This is a genomic window from Pseudomonas sp. GW821-FHT09E12 (assembly GCF_059416085.1).
In genome coordinates this window covers 230,287-253,149 of record NZ_JBWKOM010000011.1, presented here as the reverse complement: position 1 = coordinate 253,149, position 22,863 = coordinate 230,287, and the positions used below count along the sequence as shown (strand labels likewise).

The window sequence follows — 22,863 nt, the reverse complement described above, 5'->3', positions numbered from 1 at the left end:
CCAGCCGCAACACTCCCGAACAGCACTTCCAGCCCCAGGGCCGGACGCCTATGCTGAAGCCACCACCTCGCCGCCCATCTTTGTGGTTGGCAGCCTACCTGGCAGACGATCGCACGCATGCACAACATTCCAGCTCCCCTCAATGACGATCAGAAAGCACCTGGCACGGGTGACGACAAGCGCTGGAACACCCGGGCGCTGATCGTCGACGACGATGTACCGATCCGCGAACTGCTGATCGACTACCTGGCCCGCTTCAATATCCACGCCACCGGCGTGACCGACGGCGCGGCGATGCGCCAGGCCTTGCAGGCGGAACACTTCGACGTGGTGGTGCTCGACCTGATGCTGCCCGGCGAAGACGGCCTGTCCCTGTGCCGCTGGCTGCGCACCGAGTCGGACATCCCGATCCTGATGCTCACCGCCCGCTGCGAACCCACCGACCGGATCATCGGCCTGGAACTGGGGGCCGACGACTACATGGCCAAGCCCTTCGAGCCTCGGGAACTGGTGGCGCGGATCCAGACCATCCTGCGCCGGGTCCGCGACGACCGCACCGAGCAGCGGGCCAATATCCGCTTCGACAACTGGCGCCTGAACAGCGTGCTGCGCCAGTTGATCTCCGCCGACGGTCTTGTCGTACCGCTGTCCAACGCCGAATTCCGCCTGCTCTGGGTGTTCATCGAACGCCCGCGCCGGGTCCTGAGCCGCGAACAGTTGCTGGACGCCGCCCGTGGGCGCTCCATCGAAGCCTTCGATCGCAGCATCGACCTGCTGGTCTCGCGCCTGCGGCAGAAGCTCGGCGACGACCCGAAATCGCCGCAGTTGATCAAGACCGTGCGCGGCGAAGGCTACCTGTTCGACGCCCGAGACATCGGCTGATGCGTGGGCGCTTCGATACGCTGTTCGGCCGCCTGTTCGGGGTGCTGCTGATCGCGATCGTGCTCGCCCACCTGCTCGCCTTCTTCTGGTTCCGTCTCTACGGCCCGCCTCCGCGCCCGCCGGCCAGCGAATTCAGCGGCCAGTCACAGCCCGGCGGCGGGCGTTTCGAGCCGCGGCCACCACGTCCCTGGTTCGGCGGCCCGATCGTGCCGCTGACCTTCCAGTTCATCTCGCTGATCATCGCCGCCTGGTACGGCGCCAAGCTGTTGACCCGGCCGATCCAGCGCCTGAGCGATGCCGCCGAGCGCCTCAGCGAAGACCTCGACAGCCCGCCACTGGACGAGTCCGGCCCACGGGAAGCGCGGCAGGCGGCCCACACCTTCAACCTGATGCAACGGCGCATCCAGGAGCAGGTCAAGCAACGCGGGCGCATGCTCGGCGCGGTCTCCCACGACCTGCGCACGCCGCTGTCGCGCCTCAAGTTGCGCCTGGAACAGATCGCAGACAACAAGCTGCAGGGCCAGATGCGCCAGGACCTCGACGACATGATCAGCATGTTCGACGCGACCCTGAGCTACCTGCACGAACAGCGCACCAGCGAAGCCCTGCAGTGGATGGATGTGCAGGCGCTGGTGGAATCGCTCTGTGAAAACGCCCAGGACCAGGGCGCCGACGTGCAGACCAACGGCCATTGCGCGCCCCTGCAGGTGCAGCCGATGGCGTTGCGTTCCTGCCTGAACAACCTGCTGGACAACGCCCTGCGCTATGCCGGGCATGCCCGCATCAGCCTGCAGGACAGCCGCGAGCAGGTGCTGATCCGGGTCATCGACCATGGCCCGGGCATCGCCGAAGACCAGCGCGAAGCCGTGTTCGAACCCTTCTACCGGCTGGAAGGCTCGCGCAACCGCAATTCCGGCGGCGTCGGCCTGGGCATGACCATCGCCCGCGAGGCCGCCGAACGCCTGGGCGGGCAACTGCACCTGGAAGAAACCCCCGGTGGCGGCCTGACCACCGTGGTGCGCCTGCCCCGCGTCTGAACCGCCCGTGTGCCGGGCGGTACCCGGCTCCCGTCCACGAACCTTGCCCCCGGCGGCGTTAACGTCGCCGCCTGATCATCCGCCACCACCGTACCGCTGTAGCCGCTGTCGAGCAGCGGCTACAGACGCTTGTCTTCGCCCCGCGCCTGGCTCGCGCTCCAGTCGGTCAACAGGCTGTAGGCCACGGCCAGCAGAGTCGGGCCGATGAACAGGCCGATGAAGCCGAACGCGATCAGCCCGCCGAAGACCCCGAGCAGCACGATCACCAGCGGCAGGTTGCCGCCGCGGCTGATCAGGTAGGGCTTGAGCACGTTGTCGACGCCACTGATGATGAAGGTGCCCCAGATACCGAGGAATACCGCCATCCCATATTCGCCCTTCCAGGCCAGCCAGGCGGTGGCCGGAATCCATACCAACGGTGGGCCCATGGGAATCAGGCTGAGCAGGAAGGTGACGATCCCCAGCACCAGCGCACCCGGCACGCCGGCGATCAGGAACCCGATCAGGGCCAGGACTGCCTGGGCCGCGGCGGTGCCGATCACACCGTTGACCACCCGCTGCACCGTACCGGCCACCAGCTCGATGTAGTAGCCGGCGCGGTCGCCGATCAGGCGCTCCAGCAGCCCGTGGACGAACGCCGCCAGGCGCGGCCCGTCGCGATAGAAGAAAAATACGAAGACGATGCTCAGGGTCAGCTCGAGGATCCCGCCACCGATCTGCGCGCTGCGGGCCAGCAGCCAGTTGCCGACCTGCCCCAGGTAGGGCTTGATCGCCAGCATCATCGCCGCGCCCTGCTGGTCGATGCTGTTCCACAGCCCCACCAGCCGTTCACCGACGAAGGGCACGCCGGCCAGCCAGCTCGGCGCTGCGGGCAGGCCATCGACCTGCACATCCTTGATAAAGGCGGTGGCGTCACGCACATGGTCGGCCAGGTTGAAGCCGAGCCAGACCAGCGGCGCCGCCACCAGCAGCATCCAGCCCAGGGTCAGCACGGCCGCGGCCAGGGCCTCGCGTCCATTGAGCCAGCGGGTCAGCAGGCGCATCAGCGGCCAGCTGGCAAACGCCAGGACCGCCCCCCAGAACAACGCGGACCAGAACGGCGCCATGACCCAGAAACTGGCGCCGAACAGCACCAGAAGCAGGATCTGCACCAACAGGCGATCATTATTGAGCATTTGGGATCTCGAGAAAGGTCAACTCACCAAGCGTAGGCGAACGGTGGATGCCCGTTCGCCCAAGCCCGTTCAATGCAGCGGTTCAGCGCAGCAACTCAAGACGCAGGCCAGGGGCCTCGCGGCTGCCGGTTTCCATGCGTGCCGCCCGCACGCCCTGGCCGATCAGGGCCTGGCGCCAGGCTTCGGCATTCGGCCCGGAAACACTGACCCGCAAGGTGGTATCGAGGTTCAACCCGCGCGACAGCAAGGTCAGCCAGGTCGGCTGGGGCTCGCCGCCGAGCTTGGGCAGGTCCAGCTCGCCGGTGTCCTTGAGCTGGCGCAACAGGGTGGCCGAGGTCGGCAACAACTCGCCCAGGGGGGTGCTGGCGTCGAATTGCTCGACATGCAGGTACGCCCGGCGGTTGCCGCGGGTAATGCTGTACAGGGCCACCAGCGAATTGTCGTTGGGCGCGGCCAGGCGCAACAGCAGGTACGCCTGCTGGGCATCGGCGCCATACAGCTTGGCGTTGCCGAACACCTCGTTGGCCCACAGGCTGCTTTCCCCGCAATCGCGGGCCTGGCACCAGAACAACAGTTCGGCGCCCTGCCCCTGCAAGGCTTCGCGGGCGGCGGTAAAGGCCGCGGTCGAGGAATGTTCCGGCGGCAACTCGTAGGTCACCGAAGTCGTGGTGCCACGAGCGCCGACCTGGCCATCGAAACGCAGCTGGCCGCTAATCTTGCGGATCGAGCCCATGGGGTAGATCCGCTCCATCTCGGCCGCCGGACGATAGTCGACAATCTGCGCGTCAGGCATGCGCGGCACGATCGGCAAGTCATGGCTGCCGGGCAAATCGGCGGCGAACAGCAAGGGGCTGACAGCGGACAACAGCAGGACACTGAATAAACGCATGGGTGCTCTCATCGGATCAGCATGGCCTGGGCGCCCTTGATGACACTGGCGTCATCCGTGCGTTGCGGGACCAGCAGCCCGCGCTGCACCGCCGGCCGCGCCTCGAGGGTCGCCATCCAGCGTTGCAGGGCCGCCAGGCCGTCCACCGAAACCCCGGACCATTCATGGCCGCGCACCCAGGGAAAGGTGGCGATATCGGCAATGCTGTAGTCGCCGGCAAGGAACTCGACCTCCTGCAAGCGGCTGTCGAGCACCTCGTACAGGCGCCGGGTTTCATGCTGGTAACGATCGATGGCGCCCTGGAGCTTTTCCGGAAAATAACGGAAGAACACGTTGGCCTGGCCCTGCATCGGGCCGATGCCGCCCATCTGGAACATCAGCCACTGGATCACCCGGGAACGGCCCTGGGGATCGCTGGGCAGCAGTTGCCCGCTGAGTTCAGCCAGGTAGATGAGAATCGCGCCGGACTCGAACACCGCGAAATCACCGTTGGCGCGGTCGACAATCGCCGGAATCCGGCCATTGGGATTGATCTTGAGAAAGCCTGGAGCCTTTTGTTCCTTCTTGTCGAAACTCAGGGCATGCACCGTATAGGGCAGGCCGAGTTCCTCGAGCACGATAGAGACCTTGTGGCCATTCGGGGTCGCAGCGGTATAGAGATCTATCATGGTTGTCTCCCATTTCAACCCGCCCAGCCTCGACAGTTGCCCGCTGCAAGTCAAGAAACGGCGAAAAACCTATTGAAACAGTCTGCAACAAGGGTGGCACCGTCTTCGTCGTTCAAGTGCAGGTGATGGCCTCCGGGCAGCTGTTCCCGACTGAAGGGTAGCCGCTCCAGCAACTCCGGGTGCTTGGCCAGCATGCCGTCGGCCGCCACCACCAGATGGGCCGGACAGGCCAGGCGCTGGACGAACGTCAGGGCCTGCTCCTGGGTCAGGCGCAGCGGCGAAGCCAGGGTCAGGCGGCTGTCGCTGCGCCAGGTGTAGCCCCCCGGGACCGGCATCAGGCCGCGTTGCGCGAGCAGTTCGGCGGCTTCGCGGCTGACCGCGACCATGCCCTTCATCCGCGCCTCGATGGCGCGGTCCAGGGTGGCGTAGACCGGCTTGCGCTTGTCCCGCAGGTCCAGCTGGGCCTGCAGGGCCATGCCCATGCGCTCGGCGGCGTTTTCCCCGCTGGCGGTCGGCGGAATCACCCCATCGATCAGCGCCAGGTGGCTCACCCGCTCGGGCAACGAGCCGGCCAACACCAGCGAGACGATCGCCCCCAGGGAATGCCCGAGCAGGCCAAAGCGTTTCCAACCCATCTGCTCGGCGACCTGCAACACGTCATATACGTAATCCCAGAGCGCATAGCTGGCGCCCAGGGGGCGGTGTCCGGAATGGCCATGCCCGGCCATGTCCAGGGCGACGATGCGCAAGCCACGCAACCTGGGCGCCAGCCGCGCAAAGCTGTTGGCGTTGTCCAGCCAGCCGTGCAAGGCAATGACCGGCAGGCCGTCCTCGGGGCCGAACAGGTGCGCCGCCAGCTCGATATGCGGCAGGCTCAGGCGGACTTCTTCCACCGCGACGCTCATGCGCAGCTCCGTTCGGCGCGGGCCTGCCAGCGGCTGAAGAGTTTTTTCAGCAGGGCCGCAGTGTCCTGCGGGCGCTCCAGCGGGAACATGTGCCCGCCCGGCATGCTCAGGGACTCACCATGGGGCATGCGCCCGACACTGCTGGCGTGGTGCTTCATCACCACCCGGCTCTGGCGCCCGCGCACTACCGCCAGCGGCACCTTCAACTGCCGGGGGCGGCCCGGGCTGGTGTGCGGCACGCCGCGATAGATACTGATCTCGGTGGCCGGGTCGAAACGCAACCGCAAACGGCCGTCGACCTGATGCAGGCCATGTTGCAGGTAGGCGTCGAAACACTCGGGGTCGAAGCCGCGGAACAGGGTCTTGCCGGCAAAATACTTGCGCGCCGACTCCAGGTCGCTGAACTCCTCGCGGCGGCCCAGGGTCCGGCCGGCGGGGGTCAGGCGATCGATGAAACCGAACCGCTTGGCGGCGCGAATCACCCATTGATCGGCACGGGTCAGCACCGGCGAATCGAGCATCACCACCCCGCGATACAGCTCCGGACAACGCAGCGCCGCATGCAGATGCAGGACGCCGCCGAAGGAATGGCCGACACCCCACACCGGCTCGGCCTGCTGTTGCAGATGGTGGATCAGTTCGTCCACCAGGTTCAGCCAGTTGTCGTCCGCCGGAAAGCGCGGATCGTGGGCGTGCTGCTGCAAATGCGCCACCTGATATTCGGGTGCCAGGGCGGCGAACAACTTGCCATAGGTACCCGAGGGAAATCCGTTGGCGTGAGTGAAAAACACCTGTTGCGACATACCGGCTAACTCATGAACAAAAAACGATGGCTGATTGTCCGCATGCCATTACCCGGCGGCAATGACAGTAACGGTCAAGAATGATGACACTCCGCTTCAGCCTATGGGTACCACTCAACGTGCCGGCGGCGTCTGCCCCAGGGGCACCACGGCCATGGTCAGGCGCGATACGCAGCTGGCCTTGCCTTCGTCGCTGCAGAGGCGAATATCCCAGACATGGGTGGTACGCCCGATATGAATCGCCCTGGCCACCGCCGTCACCCGGCCGGAGCGCAGGCCGCGCAAATGGTTGGCATTGATCTCCAGGCCCACGCAGTAGAACTTGCTGGCGTCGATGCACAGGTAGCTGGCCATGGAGCCGACCGTTTCCGCCAGCACCACCGAGGCGCCGCCGTGCAGCAGGCCATAGGGTTGATGGGTGCGATGGTCGATCACCATGCTCGCGGTCAGGGATTCGTCGTCGAAGGACTCGAAGCGGATGTCCAGCACCTCACCGATGGTGTTTTTCTGGATCGCGTTCAGTTGCTCGATGTTCGGGGTGGTACGCCATAGGCTCATCACTGCATCCTTTAGGGAGGTTATCCGCGCTCAATCCTGCCACAGCACCGCTTCGGAACGCTCGCTCCACTCTTTGAAGCGCTCGCCGTAGGCGGCTTCGATGACATTGCGCTTGATCTTCAGGGTCGGGGTCAGAAAGCCGTTTTCCACCGCCCAACTGTCCTTCACCACCACCAGGCGGTGCAAGCGTTCATGTTTGTCGAGCGCGCCATTGACCTCGTCAAGCAGGCTTTCCAGGCTCGCATGCAGGCCACCACGGGCGTTGCCTGCGGCGTCCTGCAAACCGGCCGCGGACAACACGCACAAACCCAGCGGCGCACTCAGGCCATCGCCGACCACGCACACCTGCTCGATCCGCGAATGCACCGCCAGGCGGTTCTCGATCGGCGCCGGGGCCACGTACTTGCCCTTGCTGGTCTTGAAGATCTCCTTGAGCCGCCCGGTCAGGCGCAGATTGCCCTCGGCGTCCTGCTCGCCCTTGTCGCCGGTGCGCAGGAAACCATCCGCGGTGACGGTTTCCGCGGTCTTCTGCGGGTCCTTGAAGTAGCCGAGCATGGTCGCCCCGCTACGCACCTGGACCTCTCCGGCCTCGTCGATCCGCACCTCGACGTCCGGGCAGGGCCGGCCGATCCAGCCGGGTACATGCTGGCCGCTACGGCCAATATGGGAATAACCGCAACTTTCGGTCATGCCGTACACCTCCAGCACGTCGAGGCCCAGGCGCTGGTACCAGTCCAGCAGGGTCTGCGGCACCGGCGCGGCGCCGGACAAGGCGACCCGCAGGGCGTCCAGCCCCAGCCCGGCCAGTACCTTGTGCCCGATCCGCTTGCCGATGAAAGGCAGGCCCAGCAGGAACTCCAGGCGCTTGGCCGGGACCTTGCTGTACACGCCCATCTGGAACTTGGTCCAGATCCGCGGCACGCCGAACAGCGCCGTGGGCCGCGCCCGCTGCAAGTCGGTGAGAAAGGTCTCCAGGCTCTCGGCGAAGAACACCGTCTGCCCGGTATAGATCGCCGCCATCTCGACGAACATGCGCTCGGCCACATGGCACAGCGGCAGGTAGGACAGCAGCCGGTCCGTCGGCCCGAGGCCGAACAGCTGGGTGCCGCGTGAAGCCGCGAAACCCAGGGTGCCGAAGCTGTGCATCACGCCCTTGGGCAGGCCGGTGGTGCCCGAGGTGTAGATGATGGTCGCCAGTTGCTCGGCGGCGGGGTTGGGGTCGTCCTGGATCGGCGAGCACTGCTGCAACTCGTCCCAAGTGAAGTCGAAGCGGCCTTCGGGACAGATCGGCAGGCTGATGGTGGGCAGCCCGGACTTCACGCCGGGGGCCATCGCCGGCCAGTCGTCGAGCTTGCCGATGAACACCAGGGCCGACTCGGAATGCTCCAGCACCTGGGCCACCGAATCGGCGGTCAGGTTGGGATACAGGGGCACGGAAACGTGACCGGCCATCCAGATCGCCAGGTCGGCGATGATCCAGTGGGCGCAGTTCTTGGAAATGATCGCGACATGACTGCCCGGTGGCAGCTCGCGGGCGCGCAGCCAGTGGGCGGCGCAGCGGGCCTGGTGGCCGACATCGGCCCAGGTCAGTTCTTCGACCCGGCCACCACCCAGGGGCTGGACCAGGAAACGTTGGCGGGGATGACGAGCTTCGCGCTCGTAGAACACTTCCAGCGGCAAACGAAAAGCAGCAGACATGCGACTCGCTCCTTTGTTTTTGTTCTGATCGTGAGGCTAGCCAACCAAGCACTTGCTCGGGCGACTATTCCACGCACAAAGAAACGCCGCAAGTTAAGAAATGTAGCGAAAAGAACAGATCGTGGTAGGAGCGAGGCTTGCCCGCGATGAGGGCGGACGCGCTGCTTCGGACAGTCCGCGCCGCTTCCTTCGCGGGCAAGCCTCGCTCCCACGAGTTCAAGGGCTCTGGCTCAGGGATTCCTGATGCTGTTGAGGGTCATCAGGCCGGCCAGAGGCCAGTCGCCTTCGAGTTCCGCCAGGCCCGCGGTGTGCATCGGCTGGGGATTGCGCAGATGACCGTGCTGCAGAAAGCCGATCAGGTTGCCCACCAGCGGCTGGTGGCTGACCAGCAGCACGTTGTCCGCCGAGTCGAGCTGGGCGACCACCGACAGTGGGTTGTTGTCCGGTGTCAGCCAGGACACGGTGCGGATTTCCGCTTCGAAGCCCAGGGCTTCGCGCACCAGCTTCGCCGTCTGCTGCGCCCGCGCATAAGGGCTGGCGATGATCGCGCTGAGCGGCTGGCCGATCAGGTGCGCGGCGCTGCGCAGCGCCTCCTCGCGGCCATGCTCGGTCAGGTTGCGCTCGGCGTCGCTGCGCGCGTGAGGCTCGGCTTCACCGTGACGCAACACCCAGAGCTTCACAGCTTGGGCTCCTCGTCACGCACCGGATGGGGCGCCGGTGGCACCACATGCGGCGCTTCACCTTCAGGGGCCCGCGGGGCCGGCCAGTCGGCGAACGGCCAAGGCTTCTGGTCGGTATGGAAACTGCCGAAACGACCGATCTGCGCCAGGAACTGGCTCAGGCTGTCGCCGAAGTTCATCAAGCTGGCGCTCGGCGAGCCGTAGATCAGCCGGTAGATCAGTTGCACCAGCACCAGCGCGCCAAGGATGAATTGCGCCACTTGCCAGACCAGCACGAACACCAGCATCCACAGCACACGCAGCAGGATGGATTCGTACTTGGCTTCGGAATTCGTATCGTTCATGTCTCGCTCCTGTCCTGCTCAGTTGAAACCACTGGTGGAGATAAAATCGACATCGGTTTTCGGCTCGCCGCGCATCAGCAGCTCGATGACCTGGTTCAGCGTGCGCCCCTCAAACAGGATGGCATGTAATCCGGCCACCAGCGGCATATATACGCCCACTTCCTGCGCCTTGACCTTGAGCACCTTGAGGGTGTTCACGCCTTCGGCCACCTCGCCGAGCCGGTCCACCGCCTCTTCCAGGCTCAGGCCTTCGCCCAGGGCAAAACCGACCTGGTAGTTGCGGCTCTTGGGCGACGAGCAGGTGACGATCAGGTCACCGACCCCCGCCAGGCCGAGGAAGGTCATCGGGTTGGCGCCCTGGCTGACGGCGAAACGGGTCATTTCCGCCAGCGCCCGGGTAATCAGCATGCTCTTGGTGTTTTCCCCCATGCCCAAGGCCACAGCCATGCCGGCAATGATCGCGTAGACGTTCTTCAACGCCCCGCCCAGCTCGACGCCGAAGCGGTCGGCGCTGGCATAGACGCGGAAGGTCCGGCCATGCAGGGCCGCCTGCACACGCTGGCAGAGTTCTTCGTCTTCACTGGCGACCACGGTGGCGGTCAAGGCGTGCTCGGCCACTTCACGGGCCAGGTTCGGCCCGGACAGCACGCCGATCCGCGCTTGCGGGGCGATGTCTTCGAGGATTTCGCTCATCAGCTTGAAGGTCTGTGCTTCGATGCCCTTGGTCAGGCTGACCAGCAGCTTGCCGGCGAGCAACTGCGCATGGGGCGCCAGCACCGAGCGCAGGGCGCTGGAGGGCAAGGCGACAAAACACAGGTCACTGTCGTTCAGGGTGGCCAACAGATCGGTCACCGGCTCCACCGCCGGATGAATCTTGATGCCTTTGAGGTAACGCGGATTTTCGCGATGAATGCGAATGGCCTCCGCCTGCTCCGGGTCACGCATCCACTGCCGCACCCGATGACCGTTCTCGGCCAGCAGATTGGCCACGGCGGTACCAAAGCTTCCGCCTCCCAGGACCGCGATAGGGCGCTGTTCAGTCATATGCAATCCGTCAATCCATACAGTGGCGATGGCGGCATTATACGGGGCGCCCCTGCGGCGGCCAGCCCTGTGAACAATTAGGCACAAATGCCGGGAAAACACCGATTAGGACGGGGAATGTCGGGGTTATCGACTGGAAAACCCGGTCATCTCGGTTAACATGCGCGGCAATTACTCGTTATCAAGGCTGTGCCGTGCATCCTGGCCCTCCCCTCTCCCGCCCATCCCTGTTGCTGGCGCTGCTTTGCAGCACCCCGGTGCTGGCCGACGATCTGTTCCTGGACAGCCAGCCGCTGCCGGAAATCCTCACCGCCACCCGTCTGAAACAGTCTCCTGCGGCCGTGCCCGGCAGCATGACCGTGCTCGACAGCGAACTGATCAACGCCAGCGGCGCCCGCGATATCAGCGAGCTGCTGCGCCTGGTGCCGGGGATGATGGTCGGCAATATCAGCGGCAACCAGGCCGCGGTGAACTATCACGGCACCAATGCCAGCGAAGCGCGCCGCATGCAGGTGCTGATCGATGGACGCTCGGTGTACCGGGCAGGCCTGGCCACCGTGGACTGGAGCGACATTCCGGTGGCCATGGAGGACATCGAGCGCATCGAGGTGTTCCGCGGCCCCAATACCGTCAGTTACGGCGCCAACGCGCTGATGGCGGTGATCAACATCATCACCCGCTCGCCCGCCAACAGCCACGGCACGCGGATCAAGGTCACCCGCGGCCAGCGCGGCATCAGCGACTGGTACGCCAGCCAAGGCACCGGCTGGGACAGCGGCGACCTGCGTCTGTCGCTGTCCGGGCAGGAGGACGACGGCTTCGACAGCGATCGCAACGGCGCCGACTACCGCGACAGCCGGCGCTTGAACCGCTTCAGCCTGTCGGTCAGCCAGATGCTCGACGAGCGGCAGAGCATCGACTGGCAACTCAGCGCCAAGGAAGGCAGCAACCAGCGCCCCTATACCTACCGGCCAGTGTTCTCCGGCATCACTTCGGCCGGCTACAACTCCGACGTGATCGCCAAGGACTATGCCGGCTCGCTGCGCTGGAACCTCGACATCAACCCGGAGCACAGCCTTTATATACAAGGCTCGGCCCAGCACTGGGACCGCCAGCAGAACTGGCGCGCCTGTGACGCCGAAGTGTCGTTCAGCCCGGAACTGACCCGCCTCTGGCAGCTCAACCCGAACTACGCCGAACTGCTGGCCCGGCACATGGACAACTTCACCGGCTCCGGCGCCCCTCCAGGCACCGCGGCCGAACAGGCCCTGGCGAACCAGGTGCTGACGCAATGGAAGGACGGCGCCAAGCGCACGGTCTGCGGGGATATCGACCAGAGCGCCCGCGAATCGCGCTACGACCTCGAACTGCAGGACACCCTGAGCCTGTCCGACGGCGTGCGCCTGGTCAGCGGCCTGAACTATCGCTACGACCGCGCCGACTCGCAAACCTATTTCAACGGCACCCTCGACGACAGCACCTGGCGCGCCTTCGGCCAGCTGGAATGGCGCGCCACCGAACACTGGCTGTTGCAGGGCGGCGCCATGTTCGAGGACTCGCAACTGAGCGGCAGTTCGCTGACCCCGCGGGTGGCGGTCAACTACCTGATCAACCCGCGCCACGGCCTGCGGGCGGTGTATTCGGAAGCGATCCGCTCGCCGGACATGTTCGAGAACAACGTCAACTGGAGCTACCGGGTCACCAAGCTGAGCCCCACCGCCTACGGCCAGCCCAGCGCCCAGTACTTCGTCAAGACCCGCGGCCCGGGCAACCTCGACCAGGAACGCATGCGCTCACGGGAACTGGGCTACAACGGCTTTTTCGCCGATCTCGGGCTGAACCTCGATGTGAAGCTGTTCTACGACGAAATCAGCGGGATGATCAGCGAGCCGCTGCGCAACAACCAGTACATCGCCAGTAACAGCAACAGCTCACGCTTCGCCGGCACTGAAACCCAATTGGACTGGCGCCTGAACCCGGCGGACCGGCTGCGCCTGACGTACGCCTATGTCGACGCCGAAGCCAGCAACCCGCTGGACGAGCAATTGACCGCGCGCCACAGCGGCTCGGCGGGCTGGTTGCGCGACTGGGGCCAGGGCTGGTCCAGCGCGCTCTTCTACTATGGTTCCAGCGCGCTCAACGGGTATCGCTTCGAACGGGTCGATACCCGCGTCGCCAAGCGTATCCCCTTGGGCAAGGGCAGCCTGGAGCTGGCCGGCGTGCTCCAGCAACGGCTCGACGACGAGCCCACTACCTTTGTCGACAACAACTATGACTCGCACCACGTCCTCTACTTCAGTGCGGAGTTGACGTTCTAGCATGAGCCACCGTCAGTCAGGGATGACGCCTGCCTTGAACCGTTTCCGGGTTCGCCTGCTGCTGTTCTGTTGCCTCTGGGGTGCATTCCCCGCATGGGCGGCCCAGGTGTTGCTGACTGGCGCCGAAGACAGCACCGGTGTGCGGGCCTTCGCCCAGGCACTGGCGCAACAGCGGCCACAGGACGAAGTGCGCTTCGAACTCCTGGCCAACCTGCCTGCCCCCGGTCAATTGCCAGCGGGCACCCGGCTGATCCTGCTCGACCCGGCCAGCCTGGAGTGGCGCCAGAAAGATACCCAGGGCCCGGCCACCCTGGTGCTGCGCATCGGCCGGATCCAGGCTCAGCAGCGCCTGGGGACAACGTCTTCGCCCCGGCTGAGCCTGTTATGGAGCGACCCGCCGCTGGCTCGGCAATTGCGGCTGATCCGCAAGATCCTGCCCCAGGCCCGGCGGATCGGCGTGCTCTACGGCGCCGACAGCGAATTCCTGCTCAAGGAGCTGCACCGGGCCGCCCATCCCCTGGGGCTGGAAATCGTCGCCGAGCGCTGGGACGACACCAATGACAGCCGTCCGCTGCAAAGCCTGCTGAAAAGCAGCGACGTCCTGCTGGGGCTGGACGATCCGCAGCTGTACAACCCGAAAACCGCGAAGAACCTGTTATTGAGCAGCTATGCCCGGCAACTGGCGCTGATCGGCCCCAATGCCGGCTTCGTCAAGGCCGGCAGCCTGGCCAGCACCTACAGCGACCAGGAAGACTGGCTGCAGGTGCTCGACGATTTGCTGGACCGGCCCACGACCCACTGGCCGCGTACCCTGTATCCACAACCGTTCAAGGTGTTGAGCAACCCGCAAGTGGCACGCTCCCTGGGTGTCGAACCGATTGACGAGCAATCGGTGGCGACCCAGCTGGCCGAAGGAGAAAAACGCCCATGACCTTCCGTCGCCGTTGGGACATCAGTACCCGCACCCAGATCATCTGCCTCGGCCCGGCGCTGCTGCTGACCCTGCTGCTGATCAGCTTCTTTACCTTCGTACGGATCCAGGATCTGCGCCAGGAGCTGAACCACACCGGCCAGTTGATCGCCAACCAGCTGGCGCCGGCCACCGAATACGGGGTGATCTCGGGCAACAGCGAAGGTCTCGAGAGCCTGCTCAAGGCCACCCTGGCCACGCCCCATGTGCGCTTTCTCGAAGTCCAGGACAGCCGCAACAAGATCCTGGTGTACGTCGAGCAGCCTTCGGAGACCCACAACCGCTCACAGCAGGTCGAAGTGTTCCAGGCCCCGGTGCGCCTGCAACGCATCCAGCTCAGCAACGACTTGTTCCAGGACGACCCGAGCGCCAGCGTGAGCGCCAGCGAGGACTACCTGGGGCGGGTGATCGTCGGCATGTCCAACGACGCCTTCAGCCAGCGCCAGCAGGAGATTCTGTTCAAGGCCGGCATCCTCGCGCTGTTCGCCCTGCTGTTCACCTTCCTCCTGGCCCGCCGCCTGGCGGCCAGCCTGTCGCAGCCGATCAGCGCCATGGGCACCGCGGTCAAGGCCATTCAACAGGGTGACTTCAAGACTCCGCTGCCGATCGTCGACGATGCCGAGCTGGGCGATCTTTCGCGGCATATCAACAACCTGGCCGCCGGCCTCGAGCAGGCCAGCCGCGAGCAGCACCAGGCCATGGCCCAGTTGATCCAGACCCGCGAAGAAGCGGAGCGGGCCAACAACGCCAAGTCGGATTTCCTGGCGATGATGAGCCATGAACTGCGCACGCCCATGAACGGCGTGCTGGGCATGCTGCAACTGCTCGAAACCACCGAAATGACCGATGAACAGCACGAATACGCGGCGCTGGCCTCCGAGTCCACCGAGCACCTGCTCAAGGTGATCAACGACATCCTCGACTTCTCGCGCATCGAGCGCTCGGCCCTGGAGCTGGAGCACATCCCGTTCAACCTCGCCGAACTGATCAGCAGCTCGGCCCAGGCCTTCCAGCACAGCGCCGCGCAACGCGGGCTGGACCTGCAACTGCGACTGCCGCCCGGCATGGAGTCGCTGCAGGTCAAAGGCGACCCGACGCGCATCCGGCAGATCCTGGTGAACCTGATCGGCAACGCCTTGAAGTTCACCGAGCAAGGCAGCGTCACCGTCGAGCCGCAATGGCAGGCCCTGGACCACGAGCTGCTGTGGTTCACCTGCAGCGTGCGCGACAGCGGGATTGGCATCAGCACCGAAAGCCTGGAACTGATGTTCAACGCCTTCCAACAGGCCGACAGTTCGATTTCCCGGCGTTATGGCGGCACCGGCCTGGGGCTGCCGATCGCCCGCACCCTGGCCGAACGCATGGGCGGCACCCTGCGCGCCCAGAGCGAGGAAGGCCGCGGCTCGGTGTTCACCCTGGAGATCCCGCTGGCGCTGTACCAGCAAAGCCTGCCGGTGCTGGCGCCGCGGGTGCACAGCGGGCATGCCCATGGCGAAGGACGCAACGTGCTGCTGGTGGAAGACAACCCGGTCAACCAGACTGTGATCCAGGCCATGCTGCGCAGCCTGGGCTTCACGGTCAGCATCGCCACCGATGGCGCCCAGGCCATTCGCAGCGCCGAGAGCCTGATCTTCGAGGCGATCCTGATGGATTGCCGGCTGCCGCTGATCGACGGCTACGAGGCCACCCGGCAGATCCGCCAACTGCCCGGATGCGCCGATCTGCCGATCATCGCCTTGACCGCCAACGCCTTGCAGGGCGACCGCGAAGCGTGTTTGTCGGCGGGAATGAACGATTACCTGGCCAAGCCGTTCAAACGCACGGATCTGCAGCAAATTCTCCAACGCTGGGTGCAGTAGCGGCCACTTATCGACCATCTGCGACTGGCGTGGCGGGCGAAAGTGCGGCAGTCTTAGGCACCCGAACAGGCCCCTCACAGGGCCTGTATAATAATTTCAGTGCACAAGTGTACATTCATGTCCCTTGTGCTGTGACTTTCACCACAACGCAATAGTCTATGAGTAGGCTGCCGGCTCGAGGCATGAACGCTTCGATCGGCCGGGAAGATTTGCCCCACCCTGCCGCATGGGACTATTGAGGAGCTCGCATGACCAAACAAAACGCCTTTACTCGGGAAGATCTGCTGCGCTGCAGTCGCGGTGAGCTGTTCGGCCCAGGTAACGCGCAACTGCCCGCCCCGAACATGCTGATGGTGGATCGCATCACTCATATCAGCCAAGAGGGCGGCAAGTACGGCAAAGGTGAATTGGTCGCCGAGCTGGATATCACCCCTGACCTGTGGTTCTTCGCCTGCCACTTCGAAGGCGATCCGGTGATGCCGGGCTGCCTGGGCCTTGACGCCATGTGGCAACTGGTCGGTTTCTTCCTGGGCTGGCAAGGCCTGCCGGGCCGCGGTCGCGCCCTGGGCTCGGGCGAAGTGAAGTTCTTTGGCCAGGTGCTGCCGACCGCCAAGAAAGTCACCTATAACATTCATATCAAGCGCGTCCTCAAGGGCAAGCTGAACATGGCCATCGCCGATGGTTCGGTCAGCGTCGACGGCCGCGAAATCTACACCGCCGAAGGCCTCCGGGTCGGCGTTTTCACCTCCACTGACAACTTCTAAGGGTTATCCGCATGCGCCGCGTCGTTATCACTGGTCTGGGCATCGTTTCGTGCCTGGGCAATGACAAAGAGACCGTCTCCGCTAACCTGCGTGCAAGTCGCCCTGGCATCCGCTTCAACCCGGAATATGCCGAAATGGGTCTGCGTAGCCAGGTTTCCGGCTCCATTGACCTCAATCTCGAAGAGCTGATCGATCGCAAGATCTATCGCTTCGTCGGCCACGCGGCGGCTTACGCCTACCTGGCCATGAAAGACGCCATCGCCGACTCCGGCCTGACCGAAGAGCAGGTTTCCAACCCGCGTACCGGCCTGATCGCTGGCTCTGGCGGCGCCTCTACCCTGAACCAGATGGAAGCGCTGGACATCCTGCGCGAGAAAGGCGTCAAGCGCGTCGGCCCATACCGCGTGACGCGGACCATGAGCAGCACCGTTTCCGCATGCCTGGCCACGCCGTTCAAGATCAAGGGCCTGAACTACTCCATCGCTTCCGCCTGCGCCACCAGTGCTCACTGCATCGGTACCGCCATGGAACAGATCCAGATGGGCAAGCAGGACATCGTGTTCGCCGGTGGCGGTGAAGAAGAACATTGGAGCCAGTCGTTCCTGTTCGACGCCATGGGCGCCCTGTCCAGCAAGCGCAATGACACCCCGGAACAAGCCTCCCGCGCCTACGATGCCGACCGTGACGGCTTCGTCATCGCCGGCGGTGGCGGCATGGTGGTGGTCGAGGAGCTGGAACACGCCCTGGCCCGTGGCGCGAAGATCTACGCCGAAATCGTTGGCTACGGCGCGACGTCCGACGGCTACGACATGGTGGCGCCAAGCGGCGAAGGTGCAATCCGTTGCATGCAGATGGCCATGTCCACTGTCGACGCACCGATCGACTACCTGAACACCCACGGCACCTCGACTCCGGTCGGCGACGTCGCGGAAATGAAAGGCGTGCGTGAAGTGTTCGGCGACAAGGCTCCAGCCATCAGCTCCACCAAGAGCCTGTCGGGTCACTCCCTGGGCGCCGCCGGCGTTCACGAAGCGATCTACTGCCTGCTGATGATGGAAGGCAACTTCATGGCCGGTTCGGCCAACATCGACGAGCTGGATCCGGAAGTGGCCGACATGCCGATCCTGACCAAGACTCGCGAAGACGCCACCATCAACACCGTGATGAGCAACAGCTTCGGCTTCGGCGGCACCAACGCCACCCTGGTCCTGAAGCGCTGGCAGGGCAAGTAAGCCCCGCCTTTGCCACATGAAAAACGCCCCGACTGGTTCGGGGCGTTTTTTATTGGGCGACTGTTTTCCCCCGCGCAAAAGCACTTACACCGAAAAACGCGCCACCAGGGTGTTCAGGTCCACCGCCAGCCGTGACAGCTCCTGGCTCGCGGCGCTGGTCTGGTTGGCCCCGGCCGAGGTCTGCATGGCCAGGTCGCGGATGTTCATCAGGTTGCGATCCACCTCCCTGGCCACCGCCGCCTGCTCCTCCGAGGCGCTGGCGATCACCGTGTTGCGCTCGTTGATCAGGGTGATCGCCCCGGCGATTTCCTCCAGCGCCGTCCCCGCCGCCTTGGCCAGCTCCAGGGTCGAGCGGGCCCGACTGTTGCTCTGCTGCATGGAGCTGACAGCCTGCTCGGTGCCCAGCTGAATGCCGCCGATCATCTGCTCGATCTCCTGGGTCGATTGCTGGGTGCGATGCGCCAGCGCCCGCACCTCGTCCGCCACCACCGCGAACCCGCGACCGGCATCCCCGGCCCGCGCCGCCTCGATGGCGGCATTCAGGGCCAGCAGATTGGTCTGTTCGGCCACCGAACGAATCACATCCAGCACCTTGCTGATGCCATACACCTTCTGCGCCAGCTCTTCGACCTGGGAGGCGTTGGCAGTCACGTCGTCGGCCAGGGACTCGATGGACTGTACCGTCTGGCGCACCTGCTCACGCCCATGCTGGGCAATCAGGTCGGACTGGCGGGAGGCTTCGGACGTTGCCACGGCATTGCTGGCCACCTCCTCCACCGCAGCGGTCATCTGGTTCACCGCAGTCGCCGCCTGTTCGATTTCCTGGCTCTGCTGGTGCAGGCCGCGGGTGGCGTCCTCGGTCACGCAACTGAGTTCCTCCGAAGCGGAAGCCAGCTGGCTGGAAGACTCGGAAATACGCCGGATGGTCTCCCGCAGGCTGTGCTGCATGGCCTTGAGCGCCTGCAGCAGGCGCGCCGGCTCATCCTTGCCGCTGATCCGAATGTCCTCGGTCAGGTCGCCGCCGGCCACCACCTCGGCCACGTTCAGCGATTGCGAGAGCGGCAGCACGATGCTGCGGGTGAGCAACAGGGCCAGGACAATGGTCATCAGGCCCGCCACCACGATCATCACCACCACCCAGACCTTGGCGTTGCTGAACACCGCCCTGGCCAGCTCGGTGGCCAGGTTGGCGTTGTGCCGGTTGAGGGCCACCAGCTCATTGAGGGTGCCCGCCAGCTCATCGGCCAACTGGCTCATCTCGCCATTGACCACCGCAACCGCATCCTCGACCCGCCCCTGCTGCGACAGCGCCATCACCTGGTTCTGATGCTCGAGGTAGCGCTTCTCGGCGGCCTTGTAGCGATCGAACAGCACACGCTCTTCCGGCAGCACAATCAGCGCGTTATAGCGCTCCTGGGCCACCGTCATGCCGCGCTTGATCTCGTTGAGTTTGCTTTCGTTCTGCGCCAGGGCCTGGGGGCTGCGGTTGATCAGCAAGCGCATGGTCAGCGCCCGGACCCGCAGCAGGTCCTGATTCATTTCGCCCACCGACATCACACTGGGTAGCCAGTTGTTGTCGACCTCGTCGGACTGCGCGCGCATGTTCGACATCTGCAGCAGGGCGAACGCCCCCAGGCCGAACACCATCAGCGCCAGCAGGCCGAAGCCCAGGCCCGCGCGCGGTGCAATGTTGAGACTCCTGATGCTCATTCTCCGGTTCCTTCCAAAAACGCTGCATTCGCCATACAGCGGGCTGCTCTTGAAGGTATCGGGTCGCGGAAAATTTGCTTAAGACGAAAACGTGATATCAAAACGCCCAAGCACTCCGATGCCTAGGCGTAAACGATTCAGCGTACGGTAAAACGCTGCTGGACCAACAAACGGTCGCCCTGGAATACCATGAAACGCCACTCGCCGGGGATCACCTCATGACTCTCGGTGAACTCATAGGCCATGATGTCCTGCGGCGCGCCCGGCACCAGTTTCTGGGTCACTTCGAGCTTGTCGTGACGCTGGCCATCCGGGGTACGGATGCCCGGAGTGAAATACAACAGGGTCAGTGGCACATCCTCGGCCACCTTGCCGGCCAACTGATAACGCAGGCCGAACTTAGTGCCCAGCCGCGCGGGCACGATCTCGGTCTGCTCGATGTTTTCGTTGCTGCGCCGCAGCACCCGCTCACCCGACTGCAACGCGGCCTTCGGCCCCTCGAACACACCATATTCCACCGGGCCTTCGACACGGACTTCAGCACTGGCAAGGCCACTGAGCATCATCAGCGCCGCCAATGCGCTTAAACGGGTGAGGTGCATATCGCGCTCCTTGATTGAGATGGCGCGAGCCTATGACGCAGGCATGACAGGCTGATGACAAACCTGCATCACCAGCACCTTGGCAACGCCCACGAACCGGAGCCACCCAGGATCAACGTGCGCGCGGCAGCACGGCGAGGAAGTTGTCCCGGGCCACCTTGCGCGCCACGGCCTCCGGCAAGGCATCGAGGAAGGGATCGAAGCCGCGCATTTCCCGCCCCAGCTTGTTGAAACGCCCGACAACGTCCGAACCCAGCATGAAGCGCTCGGGAAAGCGCTCCACCAGCTTCAGCCACTGCGCCCGAGGCACGCCCTGCTCATCCAGCAGATATGGCCTGAGCACGCTCCAGGACAGGTCGATGTAGAGGTTGGGATAAGACTCGAGCATCCGCGCCAGGGTCGGCAGGAGAAATTCCAGCTGCACCTGATGCCGGTGGATCTCCATGCTGGTGCCCGCGTGGGCCCAGATAAAGCGCGTGTGGGGATGATTGCGCAGCGGCTCTTCGATTTCCGCCAGGTACAGCGGGTTCTTCTCGCGCTTGGAGGTGATGTTGGAATGCAGCATCACCGGCAGGTCGTTTTCCGCCGCCAGGTGATAGATCCGCGTCATCGCCTCGTTATTGGCCCGCGGTGTATCGCCGGAGGTCAGCGCGGTCAGGTCGTCGTGGCGGGTGAACACTTCGCCAATGCCCTGCCACAGCCCCGGATTGAGGTCGAGCATGCGCTGGATATGGGCGTCGGAGTTCTTGTCGTTGGGGTTGAAGCCGGACAGGAACGGATGAAAATGCTGGCGCTGCTCGGGCGTCAGGCGGTTCACCGCGGCAGCGACAATCACATCGGTGGCGCTGTACCAGTAGGCATCGGCGTCGTCGCCGGCGTAGTAGCGCGGCCGCTTGGGTTCGTCTTCATGCCATTTCTTGGCCACCGGGATACCGGAAATCATCACATGTTCGATGCGATTGTCGGCCATGGCCTTGAGCAGCTTGTCCATGCCCGCCGACTCCTGGAAGAAGTCGACGTAATGCAAGTGAGCATCGCTGTAAGCGTAGTCGCGGGCCTGGACCCAGGCGCTCGGCAGCAGCAACAGCAAGGTGCTCAGGTAGATCCAGTGCATGGGCGGGCTCCCGTCGGTTGACGCTGGGTAGACCCTGCCCCGCAGGTGACGGTTCAGAAAAAGGGGAACGCACGGCAAGCGTAATGCTCTATAACTGCACCACCTTTCAACGTCTGTTCCGACTGCTCACCACTGCCCGAGGTCCGCCATGACTATCACCGTCAACACCGAGTCCAGCGAAGGTTTCCGCCACAGCATCCAGATCGATGACCATCAATTGTTCGCCGACCTGCCCAAGACCCTGGGCGGCGAAGGCTCCGCGCCGGAACCCCACGACTTTTTCGATGCCGCCCTGGGTGCCTGCAAGGCCCTGACCCTCAAGCTGTATGCGCAGAAAAAAGAGATTCCGCTCACCGGCGTCACGGTCGAGGTCAAGCACGACAACAGCCAGGAGCAGAAAGGCAAATATGCGCTGCACGTCAAGCTGACCCTCAAGGGCGTGCTCACCGACGCCCAGCGTGAAGAACTGCATCGCGTCGCCGACCGCTGCCCGGTGCACAAGCTGATGACCACCGCCGAGGTGAGCATCGAGACCCACCTCTCCGAAGGCGCCTTCAGCCAATAGCGCCAAGGGTTGCACAAGCGGGTTATGCTCCCGGGCATAACCCGATCAGCCTGGAATGCACCATGAACACACCGCTCGTGATTCGCCCTCGCGCCGAGGACGTCGAAGGCCAACCCATCCTGCGTCCGCTGCCCTCGGCCCAATGCCGCAGCGTCGGGCCCTTCGTGTTTTTCGATCACATGCTGCAAACCCGCTACCCCGCGGGCAAGGGCATGAATATCCGCCAGCATCCGCATATCGGCCTGTCGACCCTGACCTACCTGTTCCAGGGGCAGATCCAGCACAAGGACAGCCTCGGCTCCGATCAGGTGGTGAACCCGGGGGATGTCAGCTGGATGACCGCCGGCAGCGCCATCGCCCACGTCGAGCGTACCCCGCAGGCGCTGATCGACAGCGACTTCAGCATGCACGGCCTGCAAGTCTGGCTGGCTTCGCCCAAGGCCCATGAACAAGGCCCGGGGCACTACAGCCATCACCCGGCCGCGACCCTGCCGGTCAGCGACAACCTCGGGGTCAAGATCCGCATGATCGCCGGCAGCGGTTTCTGCCTGGAATCGCCGGTGCCAGTGCTCTCCCCGACCCTGTATGCCGAAATACAGCTACAGACCGCGACCACCCTGCTGATCCCCGCCGAACATGAAGAGCGCGCCCTGTACGTGCTCGAAGGCGACGCCCAACTGGATGGCGAGCCCGTCGAACCGCACTCGCTGGTGATCCTGCCGGCCGGAACCACACCCACCCTGTTCGCCGACAGTGATTGCCATGCCGTGCTGTTCGGCGGCGCGCCGCTGGATGGTCCACGACGGATCAACTGGAACTTCGTCTCCAGCGACCCTGCGCGTATCGATGAAGCCCGCCAACGCTGGGCCGCCGGCGACTGGCCGACAGTGCCGGGGGAAAGCGAAAGAATCGAACTGCCCAAGGGCAAAGGCTCGCCGTCACCCCTGTAGCGCCGGGCGCTCGGTGATCCGGACAGGTCAAGCGCCGGGCCAGGCTTCCCCCGCCGCCTGGTTGCGCAACCAGGTACCGGCCGGCGCGAGCGGTTG

At 64.6% G+C, this 22,863-nt stretch carries 22 protein-coding genes and 1 pseudogene; 9 read left to right on the top strand and 14 right to left on the bottom strand.

Annotated features, from left to right (window positions below; all coding sequences use genetic code 11):
- Positions 1-117: 117 nt before the first annotated feature.
- Together AC07PQ_RS28000 and AC07PQ_RS27995 are read left to right on the top strand one after the other, a co-directional pair.
- Positions 118-882 carry a response regulator gene (locus tag AC07PQ_RS28000; protein WP_007931608.1) on the top strand — a complete coding sequence of 255 codons (765 nt, stop codon included), beginning with the start codon at positions 118-120 and terminating at the stop codon, positions 880-882.
- Positions 882-1,919: a sensor histidine kinase gene (locus AC07PQ_RS27995; RefSeq protein ID WP_493186468.1), complete on the top strand. Its 1,038-nt coding sequence runs from the start codon at positions 882-884 to the stop codon at positions 1,917-1,919. The genes AC07PQ_RS28000 and AC07PQ_RS27995 overlap by 1 nt, the downstream gene beginning before the upstream one ends.
- Positions 1,920-2,038: 119 nt before the next feature.
- Here AC07PQ_RS27995 and AC07PQ_RS27990 read toward each other — a convergent pair whose 3' ends face one another.
- The 10 genes from AC07PQ_RS27990 to AC07PQ_RS27945 form a co-directional block, all read right to left on the bottom strand.
- The gene (locus tag AC07PQ_RS27990) at positions 2,039-3,094 is read right to left on the bottom strand and encodes an AI-2E family transporter (RefSeq protein ID WP_053260176.1); all 1,056 of its coding nucleotides are present in this window, start codon (positions 3,092-3,094) and stop codon (positions 2,039-2,041) included.
- Between the two features lie 82 nt (positions 3,095-3,176).
- Positions 3,177-3,983: a DUF4892 domain-containing protein gene (locus AC07PQ_RS27985; RefSeq protein ID WP_190304677.1), complete on the bottom strand. Its 807-nt coding sequence runs from the start codon at positions 3,981-3,983 to the stop codon at positions 3,177-3,179.
- An 8-nt stretch (positions 3,984-3,991) separates the two neighbouring features.
- Positions 3,992-4,651: a glutathione S-transferase family protein gene (locus AC07PQ_RS27980; protein WP_007931599.1), complete on the bottom strand. Its 660-nt coding sequence runs from the start codon at positions 4,649-4,651 to the stop codon at positions 3,992-3,994.
- A 50-nt stretch (positions 4,652-4,701) separates the two neighbouring features.
- The gene (locus tag AC07PQ_RS27975; protein WP_007931597.1) at positions 4,702-5,556 is read right to left on the bottom strand and encodes an alpha/beta hydrolase; all 855 of its coding nucleotides are present in this window, start codon (positions 5,554-5,556) and stop codon (positions 4,702-4,704) included.
- Complete coding sequence (locus AC07PQ_RS27970; protein WP_053260173.1) at positions 5,553-6,359, bottom strand: alpha/beta fold hydrolase; 807 nt, start codon at positions 6,357-6,359, stop codon at positions 5,553-5,555. The genes AC07PQ_RS27975 and AC07PQ_RS27970 overlap by 4 nt, the downstream gene beginning before the upstream one ends.
- Before the next feature lie 114 nt (positions 6,360-6,473).
- Positions 6,474-6,917: a hotdog fold thioesterase gene (locus AC07PQ_RS27965; RefSeq protein ID WP_007931583.1), complete on the bottom strand. Its 444-nt coding sequence runs from the start codon at positions 6,915-6,917 to the stop codon at positions 6,474-6,476.
- A gap of 30 nt (positions 6,918-6,947) precedes the next feature.
- Positions 6,948-8,615, bottom strand: a complete 1,668-nt coding sequence (locus AC07PQ_RS27960) for an AMP-binding protein (RefSeq protein WP_493186469.1) — start codon at positions 8,613-8,615, stop codon at positions 6,948-6,950.
- Between the two features lie 230 nt (positions 8,616-8,845).
- Positions 8,846-9,295 (bottom strand): phosphohistidine phosphatase SixA, encoded by a 450-nt coding sequence (gene sixA, locus AC07PQ_RS27955; RefSeq protein ID WP_007931572.1) that lies wholly within the window; start codon positions 9,293-9,295, stop codon positions 8,846-8,848.
- Complete coding sequence (locus AC07PQ_RS27950) at positions 9,292-9,639, bottom strand: DUF4389 domain-containing protein (protein ID WP_007931570.1); 348 nt, start codon at positions 9,637-9,639, stop codon at positions 9,292-9,294. Before AC07PQ_RS27950 ends, sixA begins: the two co-directional genes overlap by 4 nt.
- Positions 9,640-9,657: 18 nt before the next feature.
- On the bottom strand, positions 9,658-10,683 hold the full coding sequence (locus AC07PQ_RS27945; protein ID WP_007931569.1) for an NAD(P)H-dependent glycerol-3-phosphate dehydrogenase: 1,026 nt from the start codon (positions 10,681-10,683) through the stop codon (positions 9,658-9,660).
- A gap of 194 nt (positions 10,684-10,877) precedes the next feature.
- On the opposite strand from AC07PQ_RS27945, the gene AC07PQ_RS27940 reads away from it, so the two are divergent.
- The 5 genes from AC07PQ_RS27940 (at position 10,878) to fabB (ending at position 17,826) form a co-directional block, all read left to right on the top strand.
- Positions 10,878-13,001 carry a TonB-dependent receptor plug domain-containing protein gene (locus AC07PQ_RS27940; protein ID WP_493186470.1) on the top strand — a complete coding sequence of 708 codons (2,124 nt, stop codon included), beginning with the start codon at positions 10,878-10,880 and terminating at the stop codon, positions 12,999-13,001.
- A gap of 1 nt (position 13,002) precedes the next feature.
- Complete coding sequence (locus AC07PQ_RS27935) at positions 13,003-13,932, top strand: ABC transporter substrate-binding protein (protein WP_493186471.1); 930 nt, start codon at positions 13,003-13,005, stop codon at positions 13,930-13,932.
- The gene (locus AC07PQ_RS27930; protein WP_457275907.1) at positions 13,929-15,830 is read left to right on the top strand and encodes an ATP-binding protein; all 1,902 of its coding nucleotides are present in this window, start codon (positions 13,929-13,931) and stop codon (positions 15,828-15,830) included. Before AC07PQ_RS27935 ends, AC07PQ_RS27930 begins: the two co-directional genes overlap by 4 nt.
- Positions 15,831-16,078: 248 nt before the next feature.
- Entirely contained in the window at positions 16,079-16,594 is a 516-nt protein-coding gene (gene fabA, locus AC07PQ_RS27925) for a 3-hydroxyacyl-[acyl-carrier-protein] dehydratase FabA (RefSeq protein ID WP_007931558.1), read from the top strand.
- A gap of 11 nt (positions 16,595-16,605) precedes the next feature.
- A complete protein-coding gene (fabB, locus tag AC07PQ_RS27920) occupies positions 16,606-17,826 on the top strand; it encodes a beta-ketoacyl-ACP synthase I (RefSeq protein ID WP_007931556.1) in 1,221 nt (406 codons plus the stop codon).
- 84 nt (positions 17,827-17,910) lie between these two features.
- Here the strand turns inward: fabB and AC07PQ_RS27915 are convergent, their stop codons facing one another.
- From AC07PQ_RS27915 to AC07PQ_RS27900, 4 genes and pseudogenes are all read right to left on the bottom strand, one after another.
- A complete protein-coding gene (locus AC07PQ_RS27915; protein ID WP_492569772.1) occupies positions 17,911-18,774 on the bottom strand; it encodes a methyl-accepting chemotaxis protein in 864 nt (287 codons plus the stop codon).
- Positions 18,766-19,536 (bottom strand): annotated as a pseudogene (locus tag AC07PQ_RS27910) (MCP four helix bundle domain-containing protein); the annotation flags it as partial. The gene AC07PQ_RS27915 and the pseudogene AC07PQ_RS27910, both read right to left, overlap by 9 nt.
- Before the next feature lie 137 nt (positions 19,537-19,673).
- On the bottom strand, positions 19,674-20,138 hold the full coding sequence (locus tag AC07PQ_RS27905; protein WP_007931553.1) for a DUF3859 domain-containing protein: 465 nt from the start codon (positions 20,136-20,138) through the stop codon (positions 19,674-19,676).
- 112 nt (positions 20,139-20,250) lie between these two features.
- The gene (locus tag AC07PQ_RS27900) at positions 20,251-21,252 is read right to left on the bottom strand and encodes an amidohydrolase family protein (protein WP_007931552.1); all 1,002 of its coding nucleotides are present in this window, start codon (positions 21,250-21,252) and stop codon (positions 20,251-20,253) included.
- A gap of 148 nt (positions 21,253-21,400) precedes the next feature.
- Here AC07PQ_RS27900 and AC07PQ_RS27895 point away from each other — a divergent pair, with 148 nt between their 5' ends.
- Both AC07PQ_RS27895 and AC07PQ_RS27890 read left to right on the top strand, forming a co-directional pair.
- Positions 21,401-21,817, top strand: coding sequence for an OsmC family protein (locus AC07PQ_RS27895; protein ID WP_007931549.1), 417 nt, complete (start codon positions 21,401-21,403; stop codon positions 21,815-21,817).
- 62 nt (positions 21,818-21,879) lie between these two features.
- Complete coding sequence (locus AC07PQ_RS27890; protein WP_101337199.1) at positions 21,880-22,767, top strand: pirin family protein; 888 nt, start codon at positions 21,880-21,882, stop codon at positions 22,765-22,767.
- The last annotated feature ends 96 nt before the right edge of the window (positions 22,768-22,863 follow it).

What these genes read in the sequence shown, in the direction of transcription:
- AC07PQ_RS28000 (WP_007931608.1), top strand. Translation starts at nt 118, where the DNA reads ATGCACAACATTCCAGCTCCCCTCAATGACGATCAGAAAGCACCTGGC.
- AC07PQ_RS27995 (WP_493186468.1), top strand. Translation starts at nt 882, where the DNA reads ATGCGTGGGCGCTTCGATACGCTGTTCGGCCGCCTGTTCGGGGTGCTG.
- AC07PQ_RS27990 (WP_053260176.1), bottom strand. Translation starts at nt 3,094, where the DNA reads ATGCTCAATAATGATCGCCTGTTGGTGCAGATCCTGCTTCTGGTGCTG.
- AC07PQ_RS27985 (WP_190304677.1), bottom strand. Translation starts at nt 3,983, where the DNA reads ATGCGTTTATTCAGTGTCCTGCTGTTGTCCGCTGTCAGCCCCTTGCTG.
- AC07PQ_RS27980 (WP_007931599.1), bottom strand. Translation starts at nt 4,651, where the DNA reads ATGATAGATCTCTATACCGCTGCGACCCCGAATGGCCACAAGGTCTCT.
- AC07PQ_RS27975 (WP_007931597.1), bottom strand. Translation starts at nt 5,556, where the DNA reads ATGAGCGTCGCGGTGGAAGAAGTCCGCCTGAGCCTGCCGCATATCGAG.
- AC07PQ_RS27970 (WP_053260173.1), bottom strand. Translation starts at nt 6,359, where the DNA reads ATGTCGCAACAGGTGTTTTTCACTCACGCCAACGGATTTCCCTCGGGT.
- AC07PQ_RS27965 (WP_007931583.1), bottom strand. Translation starts at nt 6,917, where the DNA reads ATGAGCCTATGGCGTACCACCCCGAACATCGAGCAACTGAACGCGATC.
- AC07PQ_RS27960 (WP_493186469.1), bottom strand. Translation starts at nt 8,615, where the DNA reads ATGTCTGCTGCTTTTCGTTTGCCGCTGGAAGTGTTCTACGAGCGCGAA.
- AC07PQ_RS27950 (WP_007931570.1), bottom strand. Translation starts at nt 9,639, where the DNA reads ATGAACGATACGAATTCCGAAGCCAAGTACGAATCCATCCTGCTGCGT.
- AC07PQ_RS27945 (WP_007931569.1), bottom strand. Translation starts at nt 10,683, where the DNA reads ATGACTGAACAGCGCCCTATCGCGGTCCTGGGAGGCGGAAGCTTTGGT.
- AC07PQ_RS27935 (WP_493186471.1), top strand. Translation starts at nt 13,003, where the DNA reads ATGAGCCACCGTCAGTCAGGGATGACGCCTGCCTTGAACCGTTTCCGG.
- AC07PQ_RS27930 (WP_457275907.1), top strand. Translation starts at nt 13,929, where the DNA reads ATGACCTTCCGTCGCCGTTGGGACATCAGTACCCGCACCCAGATCATC.
- fabA (WP_007931558.1), top strand. Translation starts at nt 16,079, where the DNA reads ATGACCAAACAAAACGCCTTTACTCGGGAAGATCTGCTGCGCTGCAGT.
- fabB (WP_007931556.1), top strand. Translation starts at nt 16,606, where the DNA reads ATGCGCCGCGTCGTTATCACTGGTCTGGGCATCGTTTCGTGCCTGGGC.
- AC07PQ_RS27915 (WP_492569772.1), bottom strand. Translation starts at nt 18,774, where the DNA reads ATGCAGCACAGCCTGCGGGAGACCATCCGGCGTATTTCCGAGTCTTCC.
- AC07PQ_RS27905 (WP_007931553.1), bottom strand. Translation starts at nt 20,138, where the DNA reads ATGCACCTCACCCGTTTAAGCGCATTGGCGGCGCTGATGATGCTCAGT.
- AC07PQ_RS27900 (WP_007931552.1), bottom strand. Translation starts at nt 21,252, where the DNA reads ATGCACTGGATCTACCTGAGCACCTTGCTGTTGCTGCTGCCGAGCGCC.
- AC07PQ_RS27895 (WP_007931549.1), top strand. Translation starts at nt 21,401, where the DNA reads ATGACTATCACCGTCAACACCGAGTCCAGCGAAGGTTTCCGCCACAGC.
- AC07PQ_RS27890 (WP_101337199.1), top strand. Translation starts at nt 21,880, where the DNA reads ATGAACACACCGCTCGTGATTCGCCCTCGCGCCGAGGACGTCGAAGGC.